At 64.0% G+C, this 21898-nt stretch carries 16 protein-coding genes; 10 read left to right on the top strand and 6 right to left on the bottom strand.

What is annotated here, in order from left to right:
- Positions 1–14: 14 nt before the first annotated feature.
- From LJX93_RS08565 to LJX93_RS08555, 3 genes are all read left to right on the top strand, one after another.
- Entirely contained in the window at positions 15–263 is a 249-nt protein-coding gene (locus LJX93_RS08565) for a DUF2934 domain-containing protein (protein ID WP_033696691.1), read from the top strand.
- A gap of 103 nt (positions 264–366) precedes the next feature.
- Positions 367–2520 (top strand): glycogen debranching protein GlgX, encoded by a 2154-nt coding sequence (gene glgX / locus LJX93_RS08560; RefSeq protein ID WP_227696951.1) that lies wholly within the window; start codon positions 367–369, stop codon positions 2518–2520.
- 177 nt (positions 2521–2697) lie between these two features.
- On the top strand, positions 2698–3492 hold the full coding sequence (locus tag LJX93_RS08555; protein ID WP_227696949.1) for an endonuclease/exonuclease/phosphatase family protein: 795 nt from the start codon (positions 2698–2700) through the stop codon (positions 3490–3492).
- Positions 3493–3495: 3 nt separating this feature from the next.
- On the opposite strand, the gene LJX93_RS27270 is transcribed toward LJX93_RS08555, so the two are convergent.
- Positions 3496–3621 carry a hypothetical protein gene (locus tag LJX93_RS27270; protein ID WP_256577300.1) on the bottom strand — a complete coding sequence of 42 codons (126 nt, stop codon included), beginning with the start codon at positions 3619–3621 and terminating at the stop codon, positions 3496–3498.
- Between the two features lie 187 nt (positions 3622–3808).
- Between LJX93_RS27270 and LJX93_RS08550 the strand changes: the two genes are divergently transcribed.
- Complete coding sequence (locus LJX93_RS08550) at positions 3809–4885, top strand: autotransporter outer membrane beta-barrel domain-containing protein (RefSeq protein ID WP_033696685.1); 1077 nt, start codon at positions 3809–3811, stop codon at positions 4883–4885.
- Positions 4886–5068: 183 nt separating this feature from the next.
- Here LJX93_RS08550 and glgB read toward each other — a convergent pair whose 3' ends face one another.
- Genes glgB through LJX93_RS08535 form a run of 3 tightly spaced genes read right to left on the bottom strand, consistent with a single transcriptional unit; the run spans position 5069 to position 12660 of the window.
- Positions 5069–7279 carry a 1,4-alpha-glucan branching protein GlgB gene (glgB, locus tag LJX93_RS08545; protein WP_033696684.1) on the bottom strand — a complete coding sequence of 737 codons (2211 nt, stop codon included), beginning with the start codon at positions 7277–7279 and terminating at the stop codon, positions 5069–5071.
- Entirely contained in the window at positions 7280–10597 is a 3318-nt protein-coding gene (treS, locus tag LJX93_RS08540; RefSeq protein ID WP_227696948.1) for a maltose alpha-D-glucosyltransferase, read from the bottom strand.
- A 44-nt stretch (positions 10598–10641) separates the two neighbouring features.
- Positions 10642–12660 carry an alpha-1,4-glucan--maltose-1-phosphate maltosyltransferase gene (locus LJX93_RS08535; RefSeq protein ID WP_227696947.1) on the bottom strand — a complete coding sequence of 673 codons (2019 nt, stop codon included), beginning with the start codon at positions 12658–12660 and terminating at the stop codon, positions 10642–10644.
- A gap of 142 nt (positions 12661–12802) precedes the next feature.
- Here LJX93_RS08535 and LJX93_RS08530 point away from each other — a divergent pair, with 142 nt between their 5' ends.
- On the top strand, positions 12803–12964 hold the full coding sequence (locus tag LJX93_RS08530; RefSeq protein ID WP_003251307.1) for a hypothetical protein: 162 nt from the start codon (positions 12803–12805) through the stop codon (positions 12962–12964).
- Between the two features lie 75 nt (positions 12965–13039).
- Here the strand turns inward: LJX93_RS08530 and LJX93_RS08525 are convergent, their stop codons facing one another.
- Positions 13040–14722, bottom strand: a complete 1683-nt coding sequence (locus LJX93_RS08525) for an AMP-binding protein (protein WP_227696946.1) — start codon at positions 14720–14722, stop codon at positions 13040–13042.
- A gap of 181 nt (positions 14723–14903) precedes the next feature.
- On the opposite strand from LJX93_RS08525, the gene LJX93_RS08520 reads away from it, so the two are divergent.
- From LJX93_RS08520 to LJX93_RS08505, 4 genes are read left to right on the top strand one after another with little or no spacing between them, the layout of a single operon-like run.
- Positions 14904–16067 (top strand): isovaleryl-CoA dehydrogenase, encoded by a 1164-nt coding sequence (locus LJX93_RS08520; protein WP_033696680.1) that lies wholly within the window; start codon positions 14904–14906, stop codon positions 16065–16067.
- Positions 16068–16086: 19 nt separating this feature from the next.
- On the top strand, positions 16087–17694 hold the full coding sequence (locus LJX93_RS08515) for a carboxyl transferase domain-containing protein (protein ID WP_033696679.1): 1608 nt from the start codon (positions 16087–16089) through the stop codon (positions 17692–17694).
- Between the two features lie 3 nt (positions 17695–17697).
- Positions 17698–18513: a gamma-carboxygeranoyl-CoA hydratase gene (locus LJX93_RS08510; protein WP_033696678.1), complete on the top strand. Its 816-nt coding sequence runs from the start codon at positions 17698–17700 to the stop codon at positions 18511–18513.
- Positions 18510–20462, top strand: coding sequence for an acetyl/propionyl/methylcrotonyl-CoA carboxylase subunit alpha (locus tag LJX93_RS08505; protein ID WP_033696677.1), 1953 nt, complete (start codon positions 18510–18512; stop codon positions 20460–20462). The genes LJX93_RS08510 and LJX93_RS08505 overlap by 4 nt, the downstream gene beginning before the upstream one ends.
- Positions 20463–20555: 93 nt before the next feature.
- Here LJX93_RS08505 and LJX93_RS08500 read toward each other — a convergent pair whose 3' ends face one another.
- Entirely contained in the window at positions 20556–21263 is a 708-nt protein-coding gene (locus LJX93_RS08500; RefSeq protein ID WP_095064378.1) for a LexA family protein, read from the bottom strand.
- 88 nt (positions 21264–21351) lie between these two features.
- Here LJX93_RS08500 and LJX93_RS08495 point away from each other — a divergent pair, with 88 nt between their 5' ends.
- Positions 21352–21663 carry a DUF6124 family protein gene (locus LJX93_RS08495; protein WP_033696675.1) on the top strand — a complete coding sequence of 104 codons (312 nt, stop codon included), beginning with the start codon at positions 21352–21354 and terminating at the stop codon, positions 21661–21663.
- The last annotated feature ends 235 nt before the right edge of the window (positions 21664–21898 follow it).

The following is a 21898-nucleotide window of genomic DNA, read 5'->3' as shown; positions in this document are numbered from 1 at the left end:
GCATCAGGAGCGTCATGATGAGTGTCGATGAAAAACGTATTCGTGAATTTGCCTACCAGATCTGGGAATCGGAAGGTAAGCCGGTCGGTGAGGAGGAGCGCCACTGGGACATGGCGCGCAAGCTCGCCGAGGCTGAAGCGCTTGCGCCCAAGGCAGCACCACGCAAGAAAGCGCCGGCCAAGCCTAAGGTAGCAGCAGAGCCGGTTCAGAAACCTGCAGCGGTGAAGAAGCCTCGCGCGGTGAAGAAGCCGGCTGCTGGTTAAACCTGTACCGGCCTCTTCGCGGGGCAAGTCGGATCGCCCCGCGAAGAAGACGGCACAGACGCTGCACTGTTTCCCCCTTCACCACGGCCACACGAGGACCGCCATGAGCCCCCGCATCCCGAAGAAAACCCGGTCAGTCGCCCCATCGCGCATTCGCGAAGGTATGCCCTTCCCCCTCGGCGCCACCTGGGACGGGCTTGGGGTCAACTTCGCCCTGTTCTCGGCCAATGCCACCAAGGTTGAGCTGTGCCTGTTCGACTCCAGCGGCGAACAGGAAATCGAACGCATCGAACTGCCCGAGTACACCGACGAGATCTACCACGGCTACCTGCCCGACGCGCACCCGGGCCTGGTCTACGGGTACCGCGTCTACGGCCCTTACGAGCCCGAGAACGGCCACCGCTTCAACTCCAACAAACTGCTGATCGACCCCTACGCCAAGCAACTGGTCGGCAGCCTGAAATGGTCCGAGGCCCTGTTCGGCTACACCATCGGCCACCCCGACGGCGACCTGTCGTTCGATGAGCGTGACAGCGCGCCATTCGTGCCCAAATGCAAGGTTATCGACCCGGCCTTCACCTGGGGCCGCGATCAGCGCGTGCAGATACCGTGGGAGCGCACCATCCTCTACGAAGCCCATACCCGCGGCATCAGCATGCGCCACCCGGCGGTGCCCGAAGCGCTGCGCGGGACCTTCGCCGGCCTTGCCAATGACGAGTTGCTCAAGCACATCAAGGACCTGGGCGTTTCCAGCATCGAACTGCTGCCGATCCACGCCTTCGTCAACGACCAGCACCTGCTGGACAAGGGCCTCAACAATTACTGGGGCTACAACAGCATTGCCTTTTTCGCCCCCCACCCCCGCTACCTGGCCAGCGGCAAGATCGCCGAATTCAAGGAGATGGTTGCGCACCTGCATGACGCCGGCCTGGAGGTGATTCTGGATGTGGTCTACAACCACACTGCCGAAGGCAACGAGCGTGGCCCGACGCTGTCCATGCGCGGCATCGACAACGCCTCCTACTACCGCCTGATGCCCGATGACAAGCGTTACTACATCAACGATTCGGGCACCGGCAATACCCTGGACCTGAGCCACCCTTGCGTGCTGCAACTGGTCACCGACTCACTGCGTTACTGGGCCGGTGAGATGCACGTGGATGGCTTCCGCTTCGACCTGGCGACCATCCTTGGCCGTTACCATGACGGCTACAGCGAACGCCACGGGTTCCTCGTCGCCTGCCGCCAGGACCCGATGCTGAGCCAGGTCAAGCTGATTGCCGAACCTTGGGACTGCGGCCCCGGTGGCTACCAGGTGGGCAACTTCGCGCCCGGCTGGGCCGAGTGGAACGACCGCTTCCGCGATACCGTGCGGGCGTTCTGGAAAGGTGACGAAGGCCAGCTGGCCGACTTCGCTTCGCGCATGACCGCGTCGGGCGACATGTTCAACAACCGCGGCCGGCGCCCCTATGCCTCGGTCAATTTTGTCACCGCCCACGATGGTTTCACCTTGCGCGACCTGGTGTCGTACAACAACAAGCACAACGAGGACAACGACGAGAACAACCAGGACGGCACCGACAACAACCTGTCGTGGAACTGTGGCGCCGAAGGCCCCACCGACGACCCGGAAATCAATGCCCTGCGCATGCGCCAGATGCGTAACTACTTCGCCACCCTGTTGTTTGCCCAAGGCACGCCGATGATCGTCGCCGGCGACGAGTTCAGCCGCACTCAGCACGGCAACAACAACGCCTATTGCCAGGACAGCGAGATCGGTTGGGTCAACTGGGACCTGGACGACGAGGGCGCCGCGCTGCTGGCCTTCGTCAAGCGCCTGACCCGCCTGCGCCTGGCCTACCCGGTGCTGCGCCGCTCACGCTTTCTGGTGGGCGACTACAACGAGGCGATCGGGGTCAAGGATGTCACCTGGTTGGCGCCGGATGGCAGCGAGATGAGCGTCGAGCAATGGGAAGACCCCCATGGCCGGTGCCTGGGCATGTTGATCGACGGGCGTGCCCAGGTCAGCGGCATCGCCCGGCCAGGCGCCGAGGCGACGGTGCTGCTGATCGTCAATGCCCATCATGACGTGGTGCCGTTCCAGTTGCCGACCGTGCCTGACGGTGATTACTGGAGCTGCCTGGTGGATACCGACCGGCCAGAGTTGCGCAAGGGGCAGCACTTGGCGTTCGAGAGCACGTTCGAGGTGAAGGGGCGCTCAATGCTATTGATGGTGTTGCAACGCGAGGAAGAGTGAACCCGAAGGGCCCTGACCGGTCCCTTGTAGGAGCGGCCTTGCGTCGCGAAAGGGCTGCGCAGCGGCCCCTGGATTTCAGCTTCGCCGCAGAGATTGCTGGGGCCGCTGCGCGACCCTTTCGCGACGCAAGGCCGCTCCTACAAAGGCCGAGCGTGACGTTTTAACAGAGGAGCCACTGTGAACCTCGAAGCCGGCAGTGCAGGTTTCGCCACCGTCAACCAGGCCCCGGCCGTGCATCGGCTGCGGGTACTCACGGTCAACACCCACAAGGGGTTTACCGCCTTCAACCGGCGCTTCATCCTGCCGGAACTGCGCGAGGCGGTGCGCAGTACCCAGGCCGACATCGTCTTCCTCCAGGAAGTGCTGGGCAGCCACGACCGCCACGCTGCGCGCTACCCCGGTTGGCCGCAAACCTCCCAGTACGAATTTCTCGCCGACAGCATGTGGAGCGACTTCGCCTACGGCCGCAACGCGGTCTACCCCGACGGCCACCATGGCAACGCCCTGCTGTCGAAGTACCCGATCATCGAGCACCGCAACCTCGACATCTCGATCACCGGCCCCGAACGCCGTGGCCTGTTGCATTGCATCCTCGATGTGCCCGGCCCACACCAGGTGCATGCCATCTGCGTGCACTTGTCGCTATTGGAAAGCCACCGCCAGCAACAGTTGCAGCTGCTGCGCAGGTTGCTCGAATCACTGCCGGAAGGCGCCCCGGTGATCATCGCCGGCGACTTCAACGACTGGAAGCTGCGCGGCAATCGCACCTTGGGCCTGCGCAACGACTTGCACGAAGCGTTCGAGCGCCACCACGGGCACTTGGCGCGCACCTACCCCGCGCGCATGCCGCTGCTGCGCCTGGACCGTATCTACCTGCGCAACGCCGAAAGCCATGCACCTCGGATTCTGGGGCACAAACCTTGGACGCACCTCTCCGACCATCTGCCGCTGGCCGTCGAGGTCAAGCTGTAGCAATCATTCTTCATAGCCAAGCAGCGGTAAATAGCGAACTTCGATATCCCCGAGTATTTCACTCAACAAATCAGCTACTTGTACCGAATCACAGGCTATGAACAGATCCTTCACGCTTTCTTGACGCAAGCCCAGACCTCTCCTTAGCTGAACAGTATCTAGTCGTAAAGATCTCGCGCCGGGCCTCTAGCTCGCGCCTTCGTGCGCGTTTGCGAAAGCAGGCGTGCTGGTTTGGGTCGCCCCCTGTTTTTGCCGTACAGCTCGTGACAACAGGCCAGGTCCTTGGGCTGTACCACAAAAACTACGGAGATCCGCCATGAAAAGAACCTCGAATCCCTTGCGCTTCGACAGCATTTTCTGCGCGGTTTCCACGTCGCTGCTTCTGGCAACCCCGGTGGAAACTTTCGCATTCGACTTGCAGGACGACCCGACCTCCCCCCGTTTTCTGCAACAAGCGGCGGTCCCGCAGCTATCGCTCGACCCGGTCAGCGCCAGCGGGTTGAACATCGGTACCCTCAACGCATTCTCGGAAAAGATGTCCGAGCGCCACGACCAGGGAGTAGCCGACCTGGTCGCCAGCCAGTGGTCGCAATTCTTCCCTGGTGCCCCGCGCACCGGTGCACAGCCGCCCGACCAGTTAGAGGCCCCCAGCCAGCAACTGATGATCGGCCCGGACCTGTTCATGCGTGAAACCACGGCGGGCAATGTGCACCGCGCGGGCATCTTCGTTGGCCACAACAACCTGCAGAGCAGCTTCAATGGCATTCGCCCGCTGCTGGGCGACAAGCAGCGCAATGCCGTGAACCTGAGTGGCGAAAGCCTGGGCGTGTACTGGAGCATGACCCATGAACGGGGCTGGCACCTGGATGCCGTGGCCATGGGCTCGCGTATCGATATCAATGGCCGTGGCGAGAGCGGCCAGCGCCTGGACGACAGCGGCCATGCCATGACCTTCTCGCTGGAAGGTGGCTACCCGATCGGCCTGGGCGGGGGTTGGGTGATCGAGCCGCAGGCACAGTTGATCAACCAGCAGTTTTTCCCCGGCAGCCGCGTGCAGGAGGAGACGCTGCAGGCATTCGACAGCCAGCCCAGCTGGAGCGGCCGGGTCGGTGCCAAGTTGTCCGGGCGCTACGAGGTGCGTGGCATGCCGATCGAACCCTACGTGCGGACCAACGTCTGGTATGACTTCAGCAATGCCGACGAGGTGAAGCTGGACCAGGTCGACAAAATTTCCAGCTCGCGGTATTCGACCACAGTGGAATTGGGGTTGGGGCTGGTAGCCCGGGTGACGCCGAATGTGGCGTTGTTTGTGAGTGCCGACTACAGCAGCGATGTGGATGACAATGACCTGAATGGGTTGATCGGCAGCCTTGGGGTGCGGATGCGCTGGTAGCCGGTAACCCCGGTTTGTGTGTAGGAGCGGCCTTGCGTCGCGAACGGGGTGCGTAGCAGCCCCTGGATTTCAGCTTCGCCGCAGAGCTGAATTTCAGCTTCGCCGCAGAGATTGCTGGGGCCGCTGCGCAGCCCTTTCGCGACGCAAGGCCGCTCCTACAACGCAACCGAGTTGGCCGATCGATCAGGCCGGTTTGAGGATCAATACGCCCAGCGGCGGCAGGTTCAGCGCCAGCGACAATGGCTGCCCATGGCTGGATACCTGGTCACTTTCCACGGCCCCCAGGTTGCCTACATTAGACCCTGCATACAATTCGGCATCGCTGTTCAGCAGTTCTTCCCAGCGCTCGCCAAACGGCACGCCAATCCGGTACCCCTCGCGCGGCACCGGGGTGAAGTTGGCCACCACCAGCAACGGCTCGCCATTGCTGCTCCAGCGCAGCCAGGCATACACGCTGTTTTGCGCGTCGTCGCCGATCAGCCACTGGAAGCCCTGGGGCTGGCAATCCTGTTCGTGCAGCGCCGGCACCTCGCGGTACAGCCGGTTGAGGTCGCCGACCAAGCGCTGCACGCCCTTGTGCTCGGGGTACTGCAGCAGGTACCAGTCCAGCTCGCTGTCGTGGTTCCACTCGCGCCACTGGCCAAATTCGCAGCCCATGAACAACAGCTTCTTGCCCGGGTGCGCCCACATGAACGTCAGGTAGGCCCGCAGGTTGGCGAACTTCTGCCAGCGGTCGCCCGGCATCTTGTCGATCAGCGAATGCTTGCCATGCACCACTTCGTCGTGGGAAATCGGCAGGATGAAATGCTCGGAGTAGGCATAGATCAGCCCGAAGCTCATCTCGTTGTGGTGATAGGTGCGGTGCACCGGGTCGTTCTGGATGTAGTGCAAGGTGTCGTGCATCCAGCCCATGTTCCACTTGTAGGCAAAGCCCAGCCCGCCCTGCTGGATCGGCTGGCTGACGCCCGGCCAGGCGGTGGACTCTTCGGCGATGATCAACGCGCCAGGAGCCTCGTGCGCCGCCACGCCATTGAGGTGGCGGATGAAGTCGATGGCCTCCAGGTTCTCGCGCCCGCCATGGCGGTTGGGCACCCACTCGCCGGCCTTGCGCGAGTAGTCGCGGTAGAGCATCGATGCCACCGCGTCGACCCGCAGGCCGTCGATGTGGAACTGCTTGAGCCAGAGCAACGCCGAGGCCAGCATGAAGCCGCGCACTTCGTTACGCCCAAGGTTGTAGATCAGCGTGTTCCAGTCCTGGTGGTAACCCTCCAGCGGGTTCTCGTATTCGTACAAGGCGGTGCCGTCGAAACGCGCCAGGCCATGTTCGTCGGTGGGGAAATGCGCCGGCACCCAGTCGAGGATCACACCGATGCCGCCCTGGTGGCAGGCGTCGATGAAGGCGGCGAAATCTTCGGCACTGCCGTAGCGTGAGGTGGGCGCGAACATCGACAGGGGCTGGTAGCCCCACGAGCCGCCGAACGGGTGCTCCATGATCGGCATCAGTTCGATGTGGGTGAAGCCCAGCGCCTGCACATAGGGAACCAGACGCTCGGCCAGCTCGCGCCAGTTGTAGTAACGCGCGACTTCGCCCAGGTCATCCAGCTCGCATTGCCACGAGCCGACATGCAACTCATAGATCGACAGGGGCGCGCTGTAGGCGTGACGTTGCGCACGCTGCGCCATCCAGTCGTGGTCCTGCCAGGGGTGGCTGAGCGCGCTGGCCACCTTCGACGCCGTGCTCGGCGGCAGTTCGGTGGCACGGGCCAGCGGGTCGGCTTTCAAGGGCAACACACCGTCTTTGCCCAGCACCTCGAACTTGTAGGTTTCGCCAACGCCAAGGCGTGGCACAAACAGCTCCCAGACCCCTGCACTGTGACGCAGGCGCATGGGGTGACGGCGGCCGTCCCAGTTGTTGAAGTCACCCACCACCGACACCCGTCGGGCATTCGGTGCCCACACCGAGAAGCACACGCCGTCGACGCCGTCGGCCTGCATCGGCTGCGCACCGAAGCGCCCCGACAGGTCACGGTGGTTGCCCTCGGCGAACAGGTACAGGTCCATATCGCCCAACTGCGGGCCAAAGCTGTACGGGTCTTCGGTCACCTGCTCGCCGCCGGCCCAGGCAATGTGCAGCTGGTACGGCTGTGCCTCATCAAGGTGCGCGGTAAACAGCCCCGGCAGGCTGCCCTGGCGCATTTCGGCGAGTACGCGCCCATCGTCGCGCGCCAGTACGCGCACGTTCAGGGCAGTGGGCAAGAAGGCGCGCACGAACTGCCCACCCGCGCCATCGCCATGGGGGCCAAGTACCGCAAATGGATCGGCGTGCTCGGCGCGGGCCAGGGCGTCGAGGTCCCGTTGCCGAAGACCGCCGTTTTCACGCGTGGTTGCATTCATCTATGACTCTCCCCAGGTACTGATCAGTCCATGCAAGCCATGCAAAGGCACGGCCAGCCAATTCGGTCGATTTTCAGCTTCGTATGTGATTTCGTACGCGGCTTTTTCCAGGCAGAACAATTCCAGCGCGGCACGCTCGCCTTCCGCCTGTTGCCAGGCGTGGGGCATGGCAGCGGTGGCCAGGCCATAGGCTTCGACAAAGGCATGCCGCGACTGGTGCAGGTACTGCCTGGCCACCCGTTGCCGCGCCTTGCGCGCAGGGTCGGAAAGGTCCACGGCAGAGGCGCTGCGCAGAATCATCGCAGCAGCATAGTCGAAGGATCGCAGCACGCCGCTGACATCTTTGTAGGGGCTGTGCCGGGCCCGGCGCTCTTCCACGGGGCGGGACGGCTCACCCTCGAAATCGATCAGGTAGGCATCGCCCTGCACCACCAGCACCTGGCCCAGGTGCAGATCGCCGTGCACCCGCATCAGCAAGCCGCCCTGGGCTTGGTGCGCGAGGTTATCGATGTGCTGGGCAAGGCCGTCGCGCTGTTGCTGCAGGTCATCTACCAGCGCCTGGCTGTCACTGTCGAGGCTGTCGCGGTGCTGGGCCAGCAGGTCGAGGGCGTGGGTCAGTTCGGCACTGATCTGGCTGCTCCAGCGTTCGCTGTCCCGGGCATCGCTTGGGCGCGGCTGGAAGGCGGTGTCTTCGGTCGGTGCCGCCAGCAACAGGTGCATTTCGCCCAGGCGCTGGCCGAGCAAGGCGGCGAAGCCGTCGAGTTCGGCCAGCGCATCGGTGTGGGCTTCGCTGGCCGCGCTGGACGGCTCCATTTCGTCGCGGATGGCCCGTTCCAGGGTGTTCTGGGTCCAGGCCCAGGCATCGCCCTGGTTGCTCAGGTAGCCCTGGGCAATCATCAGCAGGTGCGGGGTGGCGTGCTCGTCCACGCGGCTGACCCACGCCAGCAGCGGCGAAATATTGGTAAAGCCCGCCGCGGTCAGGTAGGCGCTCATCTCAAGCTCGGGGTGAATGCCCGGGTTGACCCGGCGGATCAACTTGAGCACCACCCGGTCAGCGACCACCACCGAGCTGTTGGACTGCTCGGCACTCAAGTAGCGCACCGGGCTGTCTTCGCCAAGCCCCAGCCCGGCCAGTTGATCGGTGCACTCGAAGCGCAGCTCGCCCAGGCCATTGCCGCACGGCAGCCGGTGGCGCTCCTGGCAGGCACGTAGCACGGCGCGGATAAACGGCTCGAGGACGAACGCGTCGGTGATCAGGCCGACCTGGCGGCCACGGCGCACCCGCGACAGCGCCAGCTGCTGGGGCAAGGCGCTCTTGATCTGCTCTTCGGGCAACAGGCCGAAGGGCAGTTGGTAGTGGTTGGCCACACCGTCGCTGAGCACCTCCAGCTCGCTGAGCAGCACCGGTGTGGTCGCGGTGCCGAAGCGCACGCCATAGCGCAGGCGAACCTGGTCGAGCGGCCCTTCCTTGCCGGCGAACCAGCGCCGTTTAGGCAGGTACTGCGGCAGTATCGAGCCTTCGAGTATTTCGCTGGAAGGCGCTTCGAGCAACTCTTCCAGGCGCTTGCGCAGCACCAGTGTGGTCAATTCGGGTAACCCCTCGGTAGCCTGGATGTGCCAGCTGGGCATGCGGTCGTGCGAGGCCAGCAGGAACCAGTAGAACGCATACGGCGGTAACGTGAGCAGAAAAGGCAACTGGCCGATCGGTGGGAAGGCGCTGCCACCGAGCATTTCCACCGGCACTTTATCGGCGTATTGCGACAGCTCCAGTTCAGCGGCCTGTGCGGCACGGGACACGTTGGCCACACACAGGATCACCTCGCTGTTGCCGTCCTGGTCGACGTACTCGCGCAGGTAAGCGAGGATGCGCCGGTTGCTCGGTGTGAGCATGCGAATGCTGCCCCGGCCAAAGGCCTTCTGCTGGTTGCGCACCGCCAGCAGGCGGCGGTTCCAGTTGAGCAGCGAATGCGGGTCGTGGGCCTGGGCTTCGACGTTGACCGTCTGGTAGCCGTACAGCGGGTCCATGATCGGCGGCAGCACCAGGCGCTGCGGGTCGGCGCGGGAGAACCCGCCGTTGCGGTCCGGCGACCATTGCATGGGGGTGCGCACGCCATCGCGGTCGCCCAGGTAGATGTTATCGCCCATGCCCAGCTCATCGCCGTAGTACAGGGTCGGTGTGCCGGGCATCGACAGCAGCAGGCTGGTCAGCAGTTCGATGCGCCGGCGGTCGCGTTGCAGCAAAGGCGCCAACCTGCGGCGGATGCCGAGGTTGATACGCGCGCGGCGGTCTTCGGCGTAGTAGTTCCACAGGTAGTCGCGCTCGCGGTCGGTGACCATCTCCAGGGTCAGCTCATCGTGGTTGCGCAGGAAGATCGCCCACTGGCAGTGGGCGGGGATCTCTGGGGTCTGGCGCAGGATGTCGGTGATCGGGAAGCGGTCCTCCATCGCCAGGGCCATGTACATGCGCGGCATCAGCGGGAAGTGGAAGGCCATGTGGCACTCGTCGCCGTCGCCCTCGCCAAAGTACGGGCGGGTGTCTTCGGGCCACTGGTTGGCTTCGGCCAGGAGCATGCGGTCCGGGTAGTTGGCGTCGATCTCGGCGCGGATGGCTTTGAGCACCCGGTGGGTCTCGGGGAGGTTTTCGTTGTTGGTGCCGTCGCGCTCGATCAGGTAGGGGATGGCGTCCAGGCGCAGGCCGTCGACGCCCAGGTCGAGCCAGAAGCGCATCACCCCGATCACGGCCTTGAGCACCTGCGGGTTGTCGAAGTTGAGGTCGGGCTGGTGCGAGTAGAAGCGGTGCCAGAAGTATTGGCCGGCGACCGGGTCCCAGGTCCAATTGGACTTTTCGGTGTCGAGGAAGATGATGCGTGTGCCGTCATACTTCTGGTCGTCATCCGACCACACGTAGAAGTCGCGCGCCTTGCTGCCGCGCTTGGCCAGGCGGGCGCGCTGGAACCACGGGTGCTGGTCGGAGGTATGGTTGATGACCAGTTCGGTGATCACCCGCAGGCCGCGCTTGTGCGCCTCGGCAATGAAGCGCCGGGCGTCGGCCATGCTGCCGTAGTCGGGGTGCACGGCCTTGTACTCGGCGATGTCGTAGCCGTCGTCGCGCCGTGGCGAGGGGTAGAACGGCAGCAGCCAGAGGGTGTTGACGCCCAGTTCGGCGATGTAGTCGAGCTTGCTGATCAGCCCGGCGAAATCGCCAATGCCGTCGTTGTTGGCGTCGAAGAACGACTTGATGTGCAGCTGGTAGATCACCGCGTCCTTGTACCACAGCGGGTCGTCGATGAAGGCTGCCGGGCGGGAACGCTTGGCCATGGGTGACTCCTTTCAATTGCGGGTTCAGCACCGCCCCTGAGGGACTAACGGGCCTTTTCTATGCGCCAGATACCAAACGGCTGATGCCAGGGTTCGATACGCATCCACTGGGTCTTGCCGTGCCAGGTCCAGCGGTGGCCGTTCATCAAGTCTTCACCCAACGTGTCGGCATTGTCGTCCAGCCCCAACTCCCACAGCGGCAACTCGAAGCTGGCTTCCTGGGCGTTGTGCGGGTCCAGGCTGATGGCCACCAGGATGAAGTTGTCGCGCTCGGGCGTGCGCTTGGCGAAGTACAGGATGTTGTCGTTCCAGCAATTGAAGAACGCCACCCCCAGGTGCGTCTGCAGGGCGCGGTTCTGCCGGCGAATTCGGTTGAGCTGGGCGATCTCGGCAATGATGTTGCCGGGTTGGGTGAAATCACGCGGGCGGATTTCGTACTTCTCCGAATCGAGGTATTCCTCCTTGCCGGGCAGCGGTGTGGCTTCGCACAGCTCGAAGCCCGAATACATGCCCCACAACCCCGACCCCATGGTGGCGAGGGCCGCGCGAATGAGAAAACCGGCACGCCCTGAGGTGTGCAGGAAAAACGGGTTGATGTCGGGTGTGTTGACGAAGAAGTTGGGCCGGTAGCACAGGCTCCACGGTGGCTGGTTGAGCTGTTCGTAGAACTCGCGCAATTCCTGCTTGGTGTTGCGCCAGGTGAAATAGGTGTAGCTCTGCGCGTAGCCGACCTTACCCAGGCGCGCCATCATTGCAGGCTTGGTGAAGGCTTCGGCGAGAAAGATCACGTCCGGGTGCTGGCTGCGCACATTGGCGATCAGCCATTGCCAGAATGGCAACGGCTTGGTGTGCGGGTTGTCGACGCGGAAGGTCTTGACGCCCTCCTCGACCCAGCCGACCACCACATCGCGCAGCGCCAGCCACAGCGAAGGCACGGCGTCGGGGGCGTAGAAGTCGACGTTGACGATGTCCTGGTACTTCTTCGGCGGGTTTTCCGCATAGCGGATGGTGCCGTCGGGGCGCCAGCTGAACCAACCAGGGTGCTGTTTGAGCCACGGGTGGTCCTGGGAGCACTGGATGGCGAAATCCAGGGCGATTTCCAGGCCATGCTCGGCAGCGGCGGCTACCAGGCGGCGGAAGTCTTCACGGGTGCCCAATTCAGGATGAATGGCATCGTGCCCGCCTTCGTCGCTGCCGATGGCGTATGGGCTGCCCGGGTCGCTGGGCGCTGCCTGCAAGGCATTGTTGCGGCCCTTGCGGTGCTGCTTGCCAATCGGATGAATGGGTGGGAAATACAGCACGTCAAAGCCCATGTCGCGGATCATCGGCAGGCGTTCGTGCACGTCATTGAAGGTGCCGTGGCGCTCGGGGCTGTCGGTGATCGAACGCGGAAACAGCTCGTACCAACTGGCGAATTGCGCGGCGGGGCGGTCGACGTCGAGGGGGAAGTCACTGCTGCGGGTCAAGTAGCTGCGGTGCTCGGCCTCGCTCATCAGGCGCGCGGTGCTCTCGCTCAGAAACACCGCCACTTGGTCATCGGCGCTCAACCCAGGCAAGCGCTGCTGCACGGCTTGCAGTTCGTCACGCAACGCGCCTTGGCTCAGCTCGATGCCTTTGCCCAGCATCAACCTGCCTTCTTCCAGCTCCAGCTTCACCTCCACCCCGGCGTGGTACTTTTTCTCCAGGTCGTGGCAGTAGGTGGCGAACGGGTCGATCCAGGCTTCGATGCTGAACAGGTGCGGGCCGAGCTCGGTCGGGGTGAACTCGGCCAGCCACAGGTCATTGCCCGGCGACTGCATCGGCACGCAGTGCCAGCGCCGGCTGTTCGCCTGGCGCCAATTGAGCATCACGGCCAGGCGGTCGTGGCCGTCGCTGTAGACCTTGCTGCTGACTGCGACCGCCTGGCCGCTGATGGCCTTGACGGCGAACGTACCACCGTCGAGCGCGGGTTGCGTGCCTTCGATCACGATGCGCGGCGCCAGCAACGCCTGGGACAGGCTGATGGCCTGCTCCGGGTGATCATTCGCCGCAGGCACGCTCTGGAAGGGCTCGTTTCGTGACATCGGACCTTGCTCCCTTGGGCTGGTGGCGGTAAGGGTTCAGAGCCGAGCGCGGGCGTGGGGGTTCAAAAAAAATTGAGCGAATGGCAGCCCCTGACAGTCAGAGCCTGCAGCACCTCTTCATTCACCCACGCGAGGTCAGGCCATGAACATTCCCATTCCACCGGAGACACCCGATCCCAACATCGACGACCCCAGCTTGCCGCCGCCCGTACCGGAAGAAGACCCGGACGAGCTGCCGATCAAGCCGACGGTACCGCCGACAGTGGGCGACCCGCCGAGCCAGGAGCCACCGGTGAAGGCTTAAGGATAGAGGCTTTTACAGTGGCCGCACTGGCCTCTTCGCGGGCTTACCCGCGAAGAGGCCGGCAGCGCAAACCTGTCAACCCGCAGAGACCGCCGGAATTTCCGCCGAGCTGATTTCGCGCATCCGAAACTTCTGCACCTTGCCCGTCACCGTCATCGGGAACTCGTCGACAAAGCGAAAATGCCGCGGCACCTTGTAATGCGCGATACGTGCCTTGCACCAGCCGTGCAGCTCATCAACCGTAGCGCTATGCCCCGGATGCAGTTTGATCCAGGCCACCACCTCTTCGCCATATTTGCTGCACGGAATGCCGATCACCTGCGCATCGGCCACCGCCGGGTGGGTATAGAAGAACTCCTCCAGCTCGCGTGGATAGATGTTCTCGCCACCGCGGATGATCATGTCCTTGTTGCGCCCGACGATGCGCACATGGCCCTCTTCGTCCATCACCGCCAGGTCGCCCGAGTGCATCCACCCCGCGGGGTCGATGGCATCTGCCGTGGCCTGCGGATTGTCCCAGTATCCCAGCATCACGCTGTAGCCACGGGTGCACAATTCGCCGATTTCGCCCCTGGGTACGATGCAGCCGTCGGCATCCACCAGCTTGTTCTCCAGCTGCGGCTGGGTGCGGCCGACCGTGGTCACGCGCAGTTCAAGCGCGTCATCCGGGCCGGTCTGCAGTGATACCGGGCTGGTCTCGGTCATGCCGTAGGCGATCTGCACCTGGGCCATGTGCATCTGGTCGATGACCCGGCGCATCACCTCGATCGGGCAGGTGGCGCCGGCCATGATGCCGCTGCGCAGGGTCGAGAGGTCCATGCCCTGGCGGGCCGGGTGGTCGAGCATGGCGATGAACATGGTGGGCACGCCGTAGAGGATGCTGGCGCGCTCTTCGGCAACCGCTCGCAGGGTCAGCTCGGCATCGAAGGCGTCATTGGGGTAGACCATCGTGCTGCCATGGGTAATGCAACCGAGGTTGGCCATGACCATGCCGAAGCAGTGGTACAACGGCACCGGGATCACCATGCGGTCGTCGCTGGTCAGGCCCAGGCTCTCGCCGACCATGAAACCGTTGTTGAGGATGTTGTAGTGGCTGAGCGTCGCCCCCTTGGGTGCGCCAGTGGTACCGGAGGTGTACTGGATGTTCACCGGCTGGTCGAACTGCAGGCTCTGCTGGCGGGCCTGGTAGGCTTCGGCAGGCGTCTGCCCTGCCCGCTCTGCCAGCGCAGGCCAGGGCAGAAAGCCCTGCGGCGGGTTGCAGGCCAGGCTGATCACCCCGTGCAGATCGGGCAAGCGTTCGCTGGCCAGCTCACCGGGGGCCGCTGCAGCCAGTTCCGGTACCAGCTCCTGGACCATGGCGTGGTAATCGGACGTCTTGAAGGTATCGGCGCACACCAGCCAGCGGCAGCCAGACTGCCGCAGCACGTATTCCAGCTCACCCACGCGGTAGGCCGGGTTGATGTTGACCAGAATCGCGCCGACCTTGGCGCTGGCCAGTTGCAGGATGCACCACTGGGCGCAGTTGGGCGCCCAGATGCCGACCCGGTCGGCGGTGCCCACGCCCAGGGCCATCAAGGCGCGGGCGTGTACATCGACCTGTTCGGCCAACTGCCCCCAGGTGTACCGCAGGCCCTGATGGCGCACCACCAACGCTTCGCGGTCGGGGTAACGGGCCACAGTGGCGTCGAAGGCCTGGCCGATGGTCAGGGTCAGCAAGGGCCGGTCCTGGCGACCGCGGGTATAGCTCGGTTGACTCATGGGTGTCCCTTCTTGTGGTTGTTCTGGGCACGATTGGAGCAAGCGGGAGATACTCTGGCGCAGATTTACGTTTACGTAAAGGTGATGCTGAGATTGACAGTAATAGAAGGCAGGTTTACGTTAACGTAAAGGTGAAAAAGACACTGTGCTTTCCCTATTTCAAGAACAAGAAGGTGCCCCCATGCATTACCCCTCCCTGAACTTCGCCCTGGGCGAGACCATCGACATGCTCCGCGACCAGGTGCGCAGCTTCGTCGCCGCCGAACTGGCGCCGCGTGCCGCGCAAATCGACCACGACAACCTGTTCCCTGCCGACATGTGGCGCAAATTCGGTGACATGGGCCTGCTGGGCATCACCGTATCGGAAGAATACGGCGGCGCTGGCCTGGGCTACCTGGCCCATGTGGTGTCGATGGAAGAAATCAGCCGGGGCTCGGCCTCGGTGGCACTGTCCTACGGCGCGCACTCCAACCTCTGCGTCAACCAGATCAACCGCAACGGCACCCATGAGCAAAAGCTCAAGTACCTGCCCAAGCTGATCAGCGGCGAACACATCGGCGCGTTGGCCATGAGCGAGCCCAACGCCGGCTCCGACGTGGTCTCGATGAAGCTGCGCGCCGAAAAACGCGGCGACCGCTACGTGCTCAACGGCAGCAAGACCTGGATCACCAATGGCCCCGACGCCAACACCTACGTGATCTACGCCAAGACCGACCTGGACAAGGGCGCACACGGCATCACTGCGTTCATCGTCGAACGTGACTGGAACGGCTTCAGCCGCAGCAACAAGTTCGACAAGCTGGGCATGCGCGGCTCCAACACCTGCGAGCTGTTCTTCGATGACGTCGAGGTGCCCGAAGAGAACATCCTCGGCCAGCTCAACGGCGGCGTACGCGTACTGATGAGCGGCCTGGACTACGAGCGCGTGGTGCTCTCCGGCGGCCCGACTGGCATCATGCAAAGCTGCATGGACCTGGTAGTGCCCTACATCCACGACCGCAAGCAATTTGGCCAGAGCATCGGCGAGTTCCAGCTGATCCAGGGCAAGATCGCCGACATGTACACCCAGCTCAACGCCAGCCGCGCCTACCTGTACGCCGTGGCCCAGGCCTGCGACCGTGGCGAGACCACCCGCAAGGACGCTGCCGGGGTCATCCTCTATACCGCCGAACGCGCCACGCAAATGGCCCTGGAGGCTATCCAGATTCTCGGCGGCAACGGCTACATCAACGAGTTCCCGGCCGGGCGCCTGCTGCGCGACGCGAAACTCTACGAGATCGGCGCCGGCACCAGCGAAATCCGCCGGATGCTGATCGGCCGCGAACTGTTCAACGAAACCCGCTGAGCACAAGGGACGGGCGCACATGGCTACCTTGCACACCCAGATCAACCCGCGTTCGGCGGAGTTCGCCGGCAACAGCGCGGCCATGCTCGAACAGGTCCAGGCCCTGCGTGGCCTGCTTGCCCACATCGCCCAGGGCGGCGGCCCCAAGGCCCAGGAGCGGCATACCTCGCGCGGCAAACTGCTACCGCGCGAGCGTATCGACCGCCTGCTGGACGCAGGCTCACCCTTCCTCGAAATCGGCCAGTTGGCCGCCCATGAGGTGTATGGCGAAGACGTGCCCGCTGCGGGCGTGATTGCCGGCATCGGCCGAGTCGAAGGCGTGGAGTGCATGATCGTGGCCAACGACGCCACGGTCAAAGGCGGCTCCTACTACCCGCTGACGGTCAAGAAACACCTACGCGCGCAAACCATCGCCCTGCAGAACCGCCTGCCGTGCATCTACCTGGTCGATTCCGGTGGCGCCAACCTGCCGCGTCAGGACGAAGTGTTCCCTGACCGCGAGCACTTCGGGCGGATCTTCTTCAACCAGGCCAACATGAGCGCGCTGGGCATCCCGCAGATCGCCGTGGTGATGGGCTCGTGTACCGCCGGCGGGGCCTATGTGCCGGCCATGGCCGACGAAGCGATCATGGTCCGCCAGCAGGCCACCATCTTCCTGGCCGGCCCGCCGCTGGTGAAGGCCGCCACCGGTGAGGTGGTGAGCGCCGAAGACCTCGGCGGCGCCGATGTGCACTGCCGCATCAGCGGCGTGGCCGACCATTACGCCGACAATGACGAACACGCCTTGGCCCTGGCCCGGCGCAGCGTGGCCAACCTCAACTGGCACAAGCTGGGCACCTTGCAGCGCCAGGCGCCGATCGCCCCGCTGTATCCTGCCGATGAGCTGTACGGCGTGGTACCGGCAGACGCCAAGCAGCCGTTCGACGTGCGCGAGGTCATTGCCCGCCTGGTCGATGGCTCGGTGTTCGATGAGTTCAAGGCACTGTTCGGCACCACCCTGGTGTGTGGCTTCGCCCACCTGCACGGCTACCCGATAGCGATCCTGGCCAACAACGGCATTCTGTTCGCCGAGGCCGCGCAAAAGGGCGCGCACTTCATCGAACTGGCCTGCCAGCGCGGCATCCCGCTGCTGTTCCTGCAGAACATCACCGGCTTCATGGTCGGCAAGAAGTACGAGGAAGGCGGCATCGCCAAGCATGGCGCCAAGCTGGTGACCGCAGTGGCCTGCGCCCAGGTACCGAAGTTCACGGTAATCATCGGCGGCAGCTTCGGCGCCGGCAACTATGGCATGTGCGGCCGCGCCTACGACCCACGCATGCTGTGGATGTGGCCTAACGCACGCATCGGCGTGATGGGCGCCGAGCAGGCCGCAGGCGTGCTAGCCCAGGTCAAACGCGAACAAAGCGAGCGCAGCGGCCAGCCCTTCAGCGCCGAGGACGAGGCCAGGCTCAAGCAGCCGATCCTCGACCAGTACGAGCACCAGGGCCACCCCTACTACTCCAGCGCCCGGCTGTGGGACGACGGCGTGATCGACCCGGCACAGACCCGCGACGTGCTCGGCCTGGCGTTGTCCGCCGCGCTGAACGCCCCGATCGAACAGAGCCGCTTCGGCATTTTCCGGATGTGATCCATGAGCGATTTCAGCACCCTTGAAGTGGTCAACGACCCTCGCGGCTTCGCCACCCTGTGGCTCAGCCGCGAAGACAAGAACAACGCTTTCAACGCCCAGATGATCCGCGAGCTGATCGTCGCCCTCGGCCAGCTAGCCGAAGACAGCAGCCTGCGTTTTCTGCTGCTGCGTGGCCGTGGCCGGCACTTCAGCGCCGGCGCCGACCTGGCCTGGATGCAACAGTCGGCACAACTGGACTTCAACACCAACCTCGATGACGCCCACGAGCTGGGCGAGCTGATGTACACCCTGCACCGGTTCAAGGCGCCGACCCTGGCCGTGGTGCAAGGCGCGGCCTTTGGTGGCGCGTTGGGCCTGATCAGTTGCTGCGACATGGCCATCGGCGCCGAAGACGCCCAGCTGTGCCTTTCGGAAGTGCGCATCGGCCTGGCCCCGGCGGTCATCAGCCCGTTCGTGGTCAAGGCCATCGGCGAGCGCGCCACGCGCCGCTATGCCCTGACCGCCGAACGCTTCAGCGGCGTGCGCGCCCGTGAACTGGGGCTGCTGGCCGAGGTGTACCCGGCCCATGAACTGGATGCCCAGGTCGAAGCCTGGGTGGCCAACCTGCTGCTCAACAGCCCGCAAGCCCTGCGCGCCAGCAAAGACCTGCTGCGCGAGGTCGATGACGGCGAGCTGAGCCCTGCCCTGCGCCGCTACTGCGAAAACACCATCGCTCGCATCCGCGTCAGCGCCGAAGGCCAGGAGGGCCTGCGCGCCTTCCTCGAAAAGCGCCGCCCAGCCTGGCAAACCGACGATAACAAGGAGCCGCGCCCATGAGCCGCACCCCGTTGACCACCCTGCTGGTCGCCAACCGCGGCGAGATTGCCTGCCGGGTGATGCGCACCGCCAAGGCCATGGGCCTGACCACCGTTGCCGTGCACAGCGCCACCGACCGTGACGCACGGCACAGCCGCGAAGCCGATATCCGCGTCGACCTCGGCGGCACCAAGGCCGCCGAAAGCTACTTGCTGGTGGACAAACTGCTTGCCGCGGCCAAGGCCAGCGGCGCCCAAGCCATCCACCCGGGCTATGGCTTTCTTTCCGAAAACGCAGGCTTTGCCCGCGCCATCGAAGACGCCGGGCTGATCTTCCTCGGCCCACCGGCCAGCGCCATCGACGCGATGGGCAGCAAGTCGGCGGCCAAGGCCCTGATGGACGCGGCCGGCGTGCCGCTGGTGCCGGGCTACCACGGTGAAGCCCAGGACCTGGACACCTTCCGTGCCGCCGCCGAACGCATCGGCTACCCGGTGCTGCTCAAGGCCAGCGCCGGTGGTGGCGGCAAAGGCATGAAAGTGGTCGAGGACGAAAGCCAACTGGCCGACGCCTTGGCCTCGGCGCAGCGTGAGGCGCAATCGTCGTTTGGCGATGCTCGCATGCTGGTGGAAAAGTACGTACTCAAGCCACGCCACGTAGAAATCCAGGTGTTCGCCGACCAGCACGGCAACTGCCTGTACCTCAACGAACGTGACTGCTCGATCCAGCGCCGCCACCAGAAAGTGGTCGAAGAAGCCCCTGCCCCTGGCCTGTCCCCCGCGCAGCGCCAGGCCATGGGCGAGGCCGCGGTGCGCGCTGCTCAGGCCATCGGCTATGTGGGTGCGGGCACGGTGGAGTTCCTGCTCGATGCCCGCGGCGAGTTCTTCTTCATGGAGATGAACACCCGCCTGCAGGTCGAACACCCGGTTACCGAAGCCATCACCGGCCTTGATCTAGTGGCCTGGCAAATCCGCGTGGCGCGCGGCGAGGCATTGCCGATCACGCAGGCACAGGTGCCGCTGATCGGCCATGCCATCGAGGTGCGCCTGTATGCCGAAGACCCGGCCAACGGCTTCCTGCCAGCCACTGGCAAGCTGGCCCTGTACCGCGAGTCGACCCCGGGCGAAGGCCGTCGGGTGGACAGCGGAGTCAGCGAGGGTGACGAGGTGTCGCCGTTCTACGACCCCATGTTGGGCAAGCTGATTGCCTGGGGCGAGGACCGTGAACAGGCTCGCCTGCGCTTGCTGGCGATGCTGGACGAGTTCGCCATCGGCGGGTTGAAGACCAACATCGCCTTCCTGCGGCGCATTCTCGCCCACCCGGCGTTTGCCGAGGCCGAGCTCGACACCGGGTTCATCCCGCGTCACCAGGATGTTTTGCTGCCCGCCCCGCAAGCGCTGCCAGCACCTTTCTGGGAGGCGGCCGCCGAAGCCTGGCTACAGGGCCAGGCCGGTCAGCAACGGGACGACGACAACCGTTCGCCGTGGGCTGAGCGCAACGGCCTGCGCCTGGGGCTGCCAGCGCGTAGCTGTCTGCATCTGGCCAGTGCCGGGCAGGACCAGGCAGTGGCGCTGGAACACAGCGCGGCCTCTACCTGGCAGCTCGATGGCGAGCAACTGGTGCACGACCAGGAAGGCGTGCGCCGTCAGCACCTGGCGATACGCCGCGGTGGCACCTTGTACCTGCGCTGGGAGGGCGAGATGCACGCCATCGAAGCCTTCGACCCGATTGCCGAGGCTGAGGCCAGCCATAGCCACCAAGGTGGCCTGGGCGCGCCCATGAACGGCAGCATCGTGCGGGTGCTGGTCGAGCCGGGGCAGGTGGTGGAGGCCGGTACCGCGCTGGTGGTACTGGAGGCGATGAAGATGGAGCACAGCATTCGCGCACCGCATGCTGGGGCGGTGAAGGCGCTGTTCTGTCAGGAAGGGGATATGGTCAGCGAAGGGACGGTGCTGGTCGAATTGGTGGAATGATTCAAGGCGGGCCGGCTTGAGGCCTGGGGTGTCTATGCGATCGAGTGCCGCGCGGGCGGCGCTCGATCACATGGGCGCTACAAAAACCAGCAGTCAAAACGCCCCATGCACCCGCACGACCACGCCCAGAAACACGCAGCCCTCCTCGCACAACAGTGCCGGGTAGCTGCTGTTCAGCGCCTTCAGGTACAGCTGGCCACCCTCTTCGGCCAGCTCACGGAAAATCGCCTGCTTGCCCGGTTGGCGGGCGATGACCAAGCGCCCCGGCTCAGCCTCCACCCCTGGGTCCACCAGCATGCGCATGCCCTGCGGCACACTGCGGCCACTGGCGGCACTCATCGCATCGTTTTCAACGGTCAGCCAGAACGCCTTGCCCTGGGCCATGTAGTCCGTCTGCTCGTATGCAACAGGCTCCGCCAGCGCCTCTGCACCGAGTTCATCCCAACTCAGTACCGGGTAGCGGAAACACACGATGTATTGCATGAGATCCAGGTCGTCGTCGGCATCATCCACATCATAGATGCCTCGCACCTCGCCAACCTGCCCCACGATGCGCAGCCGTAAGCTGACATTGTAATGAGGCATGCCAAGCTCGATGAACGTTCGGTTCATCGACTCGATCTTCGGTTGTCGCCGCTTGTTCACCCAATGCCCTACGCTGCCTTGCGACACGCCAACGCGCTCGGCAAGCTGCTCTTGAGTAAGCCCTAGCTCCTCCATCCGGTCACGGACGAGGGCAATCCATTTATCCATATTCATCGCTGGCACGATACGGACTGCCTTCCGGCGCTCAATAAACATTCAGTATTATTTATCAGAAAGCGCGAAAATACTTTAGGTATTAGTATCGACCTGAACCCTTTCCCTATTGGCATTCGCAGGTATCAGGATGAAACCACCGCAAAACGACGAAACAGATCTCGACAGCGAAGCGGCCCGCCGCGCCCTCGACTACTACCTCAACCCCAACCCGACGCGCCCCAGTACCGAGAACAAGATCTGGACGCTCCACGAAGGCGTAAGCGGTGAGCAAGCCCAGGAGCACGCCATCGCCCTGCTCCGCTGCGCCGCCGCCACGGCGCAGGAAACCGCTGTCCATCAGCAAGGCACCCAGCGCGAGTTGACCTTCGCATTGATGCACATGATGGACATGGCGCGCGCACTGCTGGAGCACAAACGCACCGCGCAGACGGGTTTGTAGGTAACAAGGAAGGGAGATACGTGATGGCCGGGTAACGGCAAAGGCCCCGATTGCCGGGACAAGGAAGCGCATCGGTAAAACTATTTTACCGAATTAGCGAAAAATCATTTGACTGGCAAATGATAACGATTATTATTGCACTCAGCTGATCGCGAGATCTGCTGGATAACCTGGAGCTTAGGTCGCTCTCAGATTATCTCCTCATCAGGCTAATCACGGTTTTTGACCCGGCTTT

Origin of the sequence: Pseudomonas sp. HN2-3 (assembly GCF_020691745.1) — a bacterium.
In the GTDB taxonomy this organism is placed as follows: domain Bacteria; phylum Pseudomonadota; class Gammaproteobacteria; order Pseudomonadales; family Pseudomonadaceae; genus Aquipseudomonas; species Aquipseudomonas capeferrum.
Note: the sequence above shows the minus strand (reverse complement) of the source record. Positions and strands in the feature narration are given on the sequence as shown.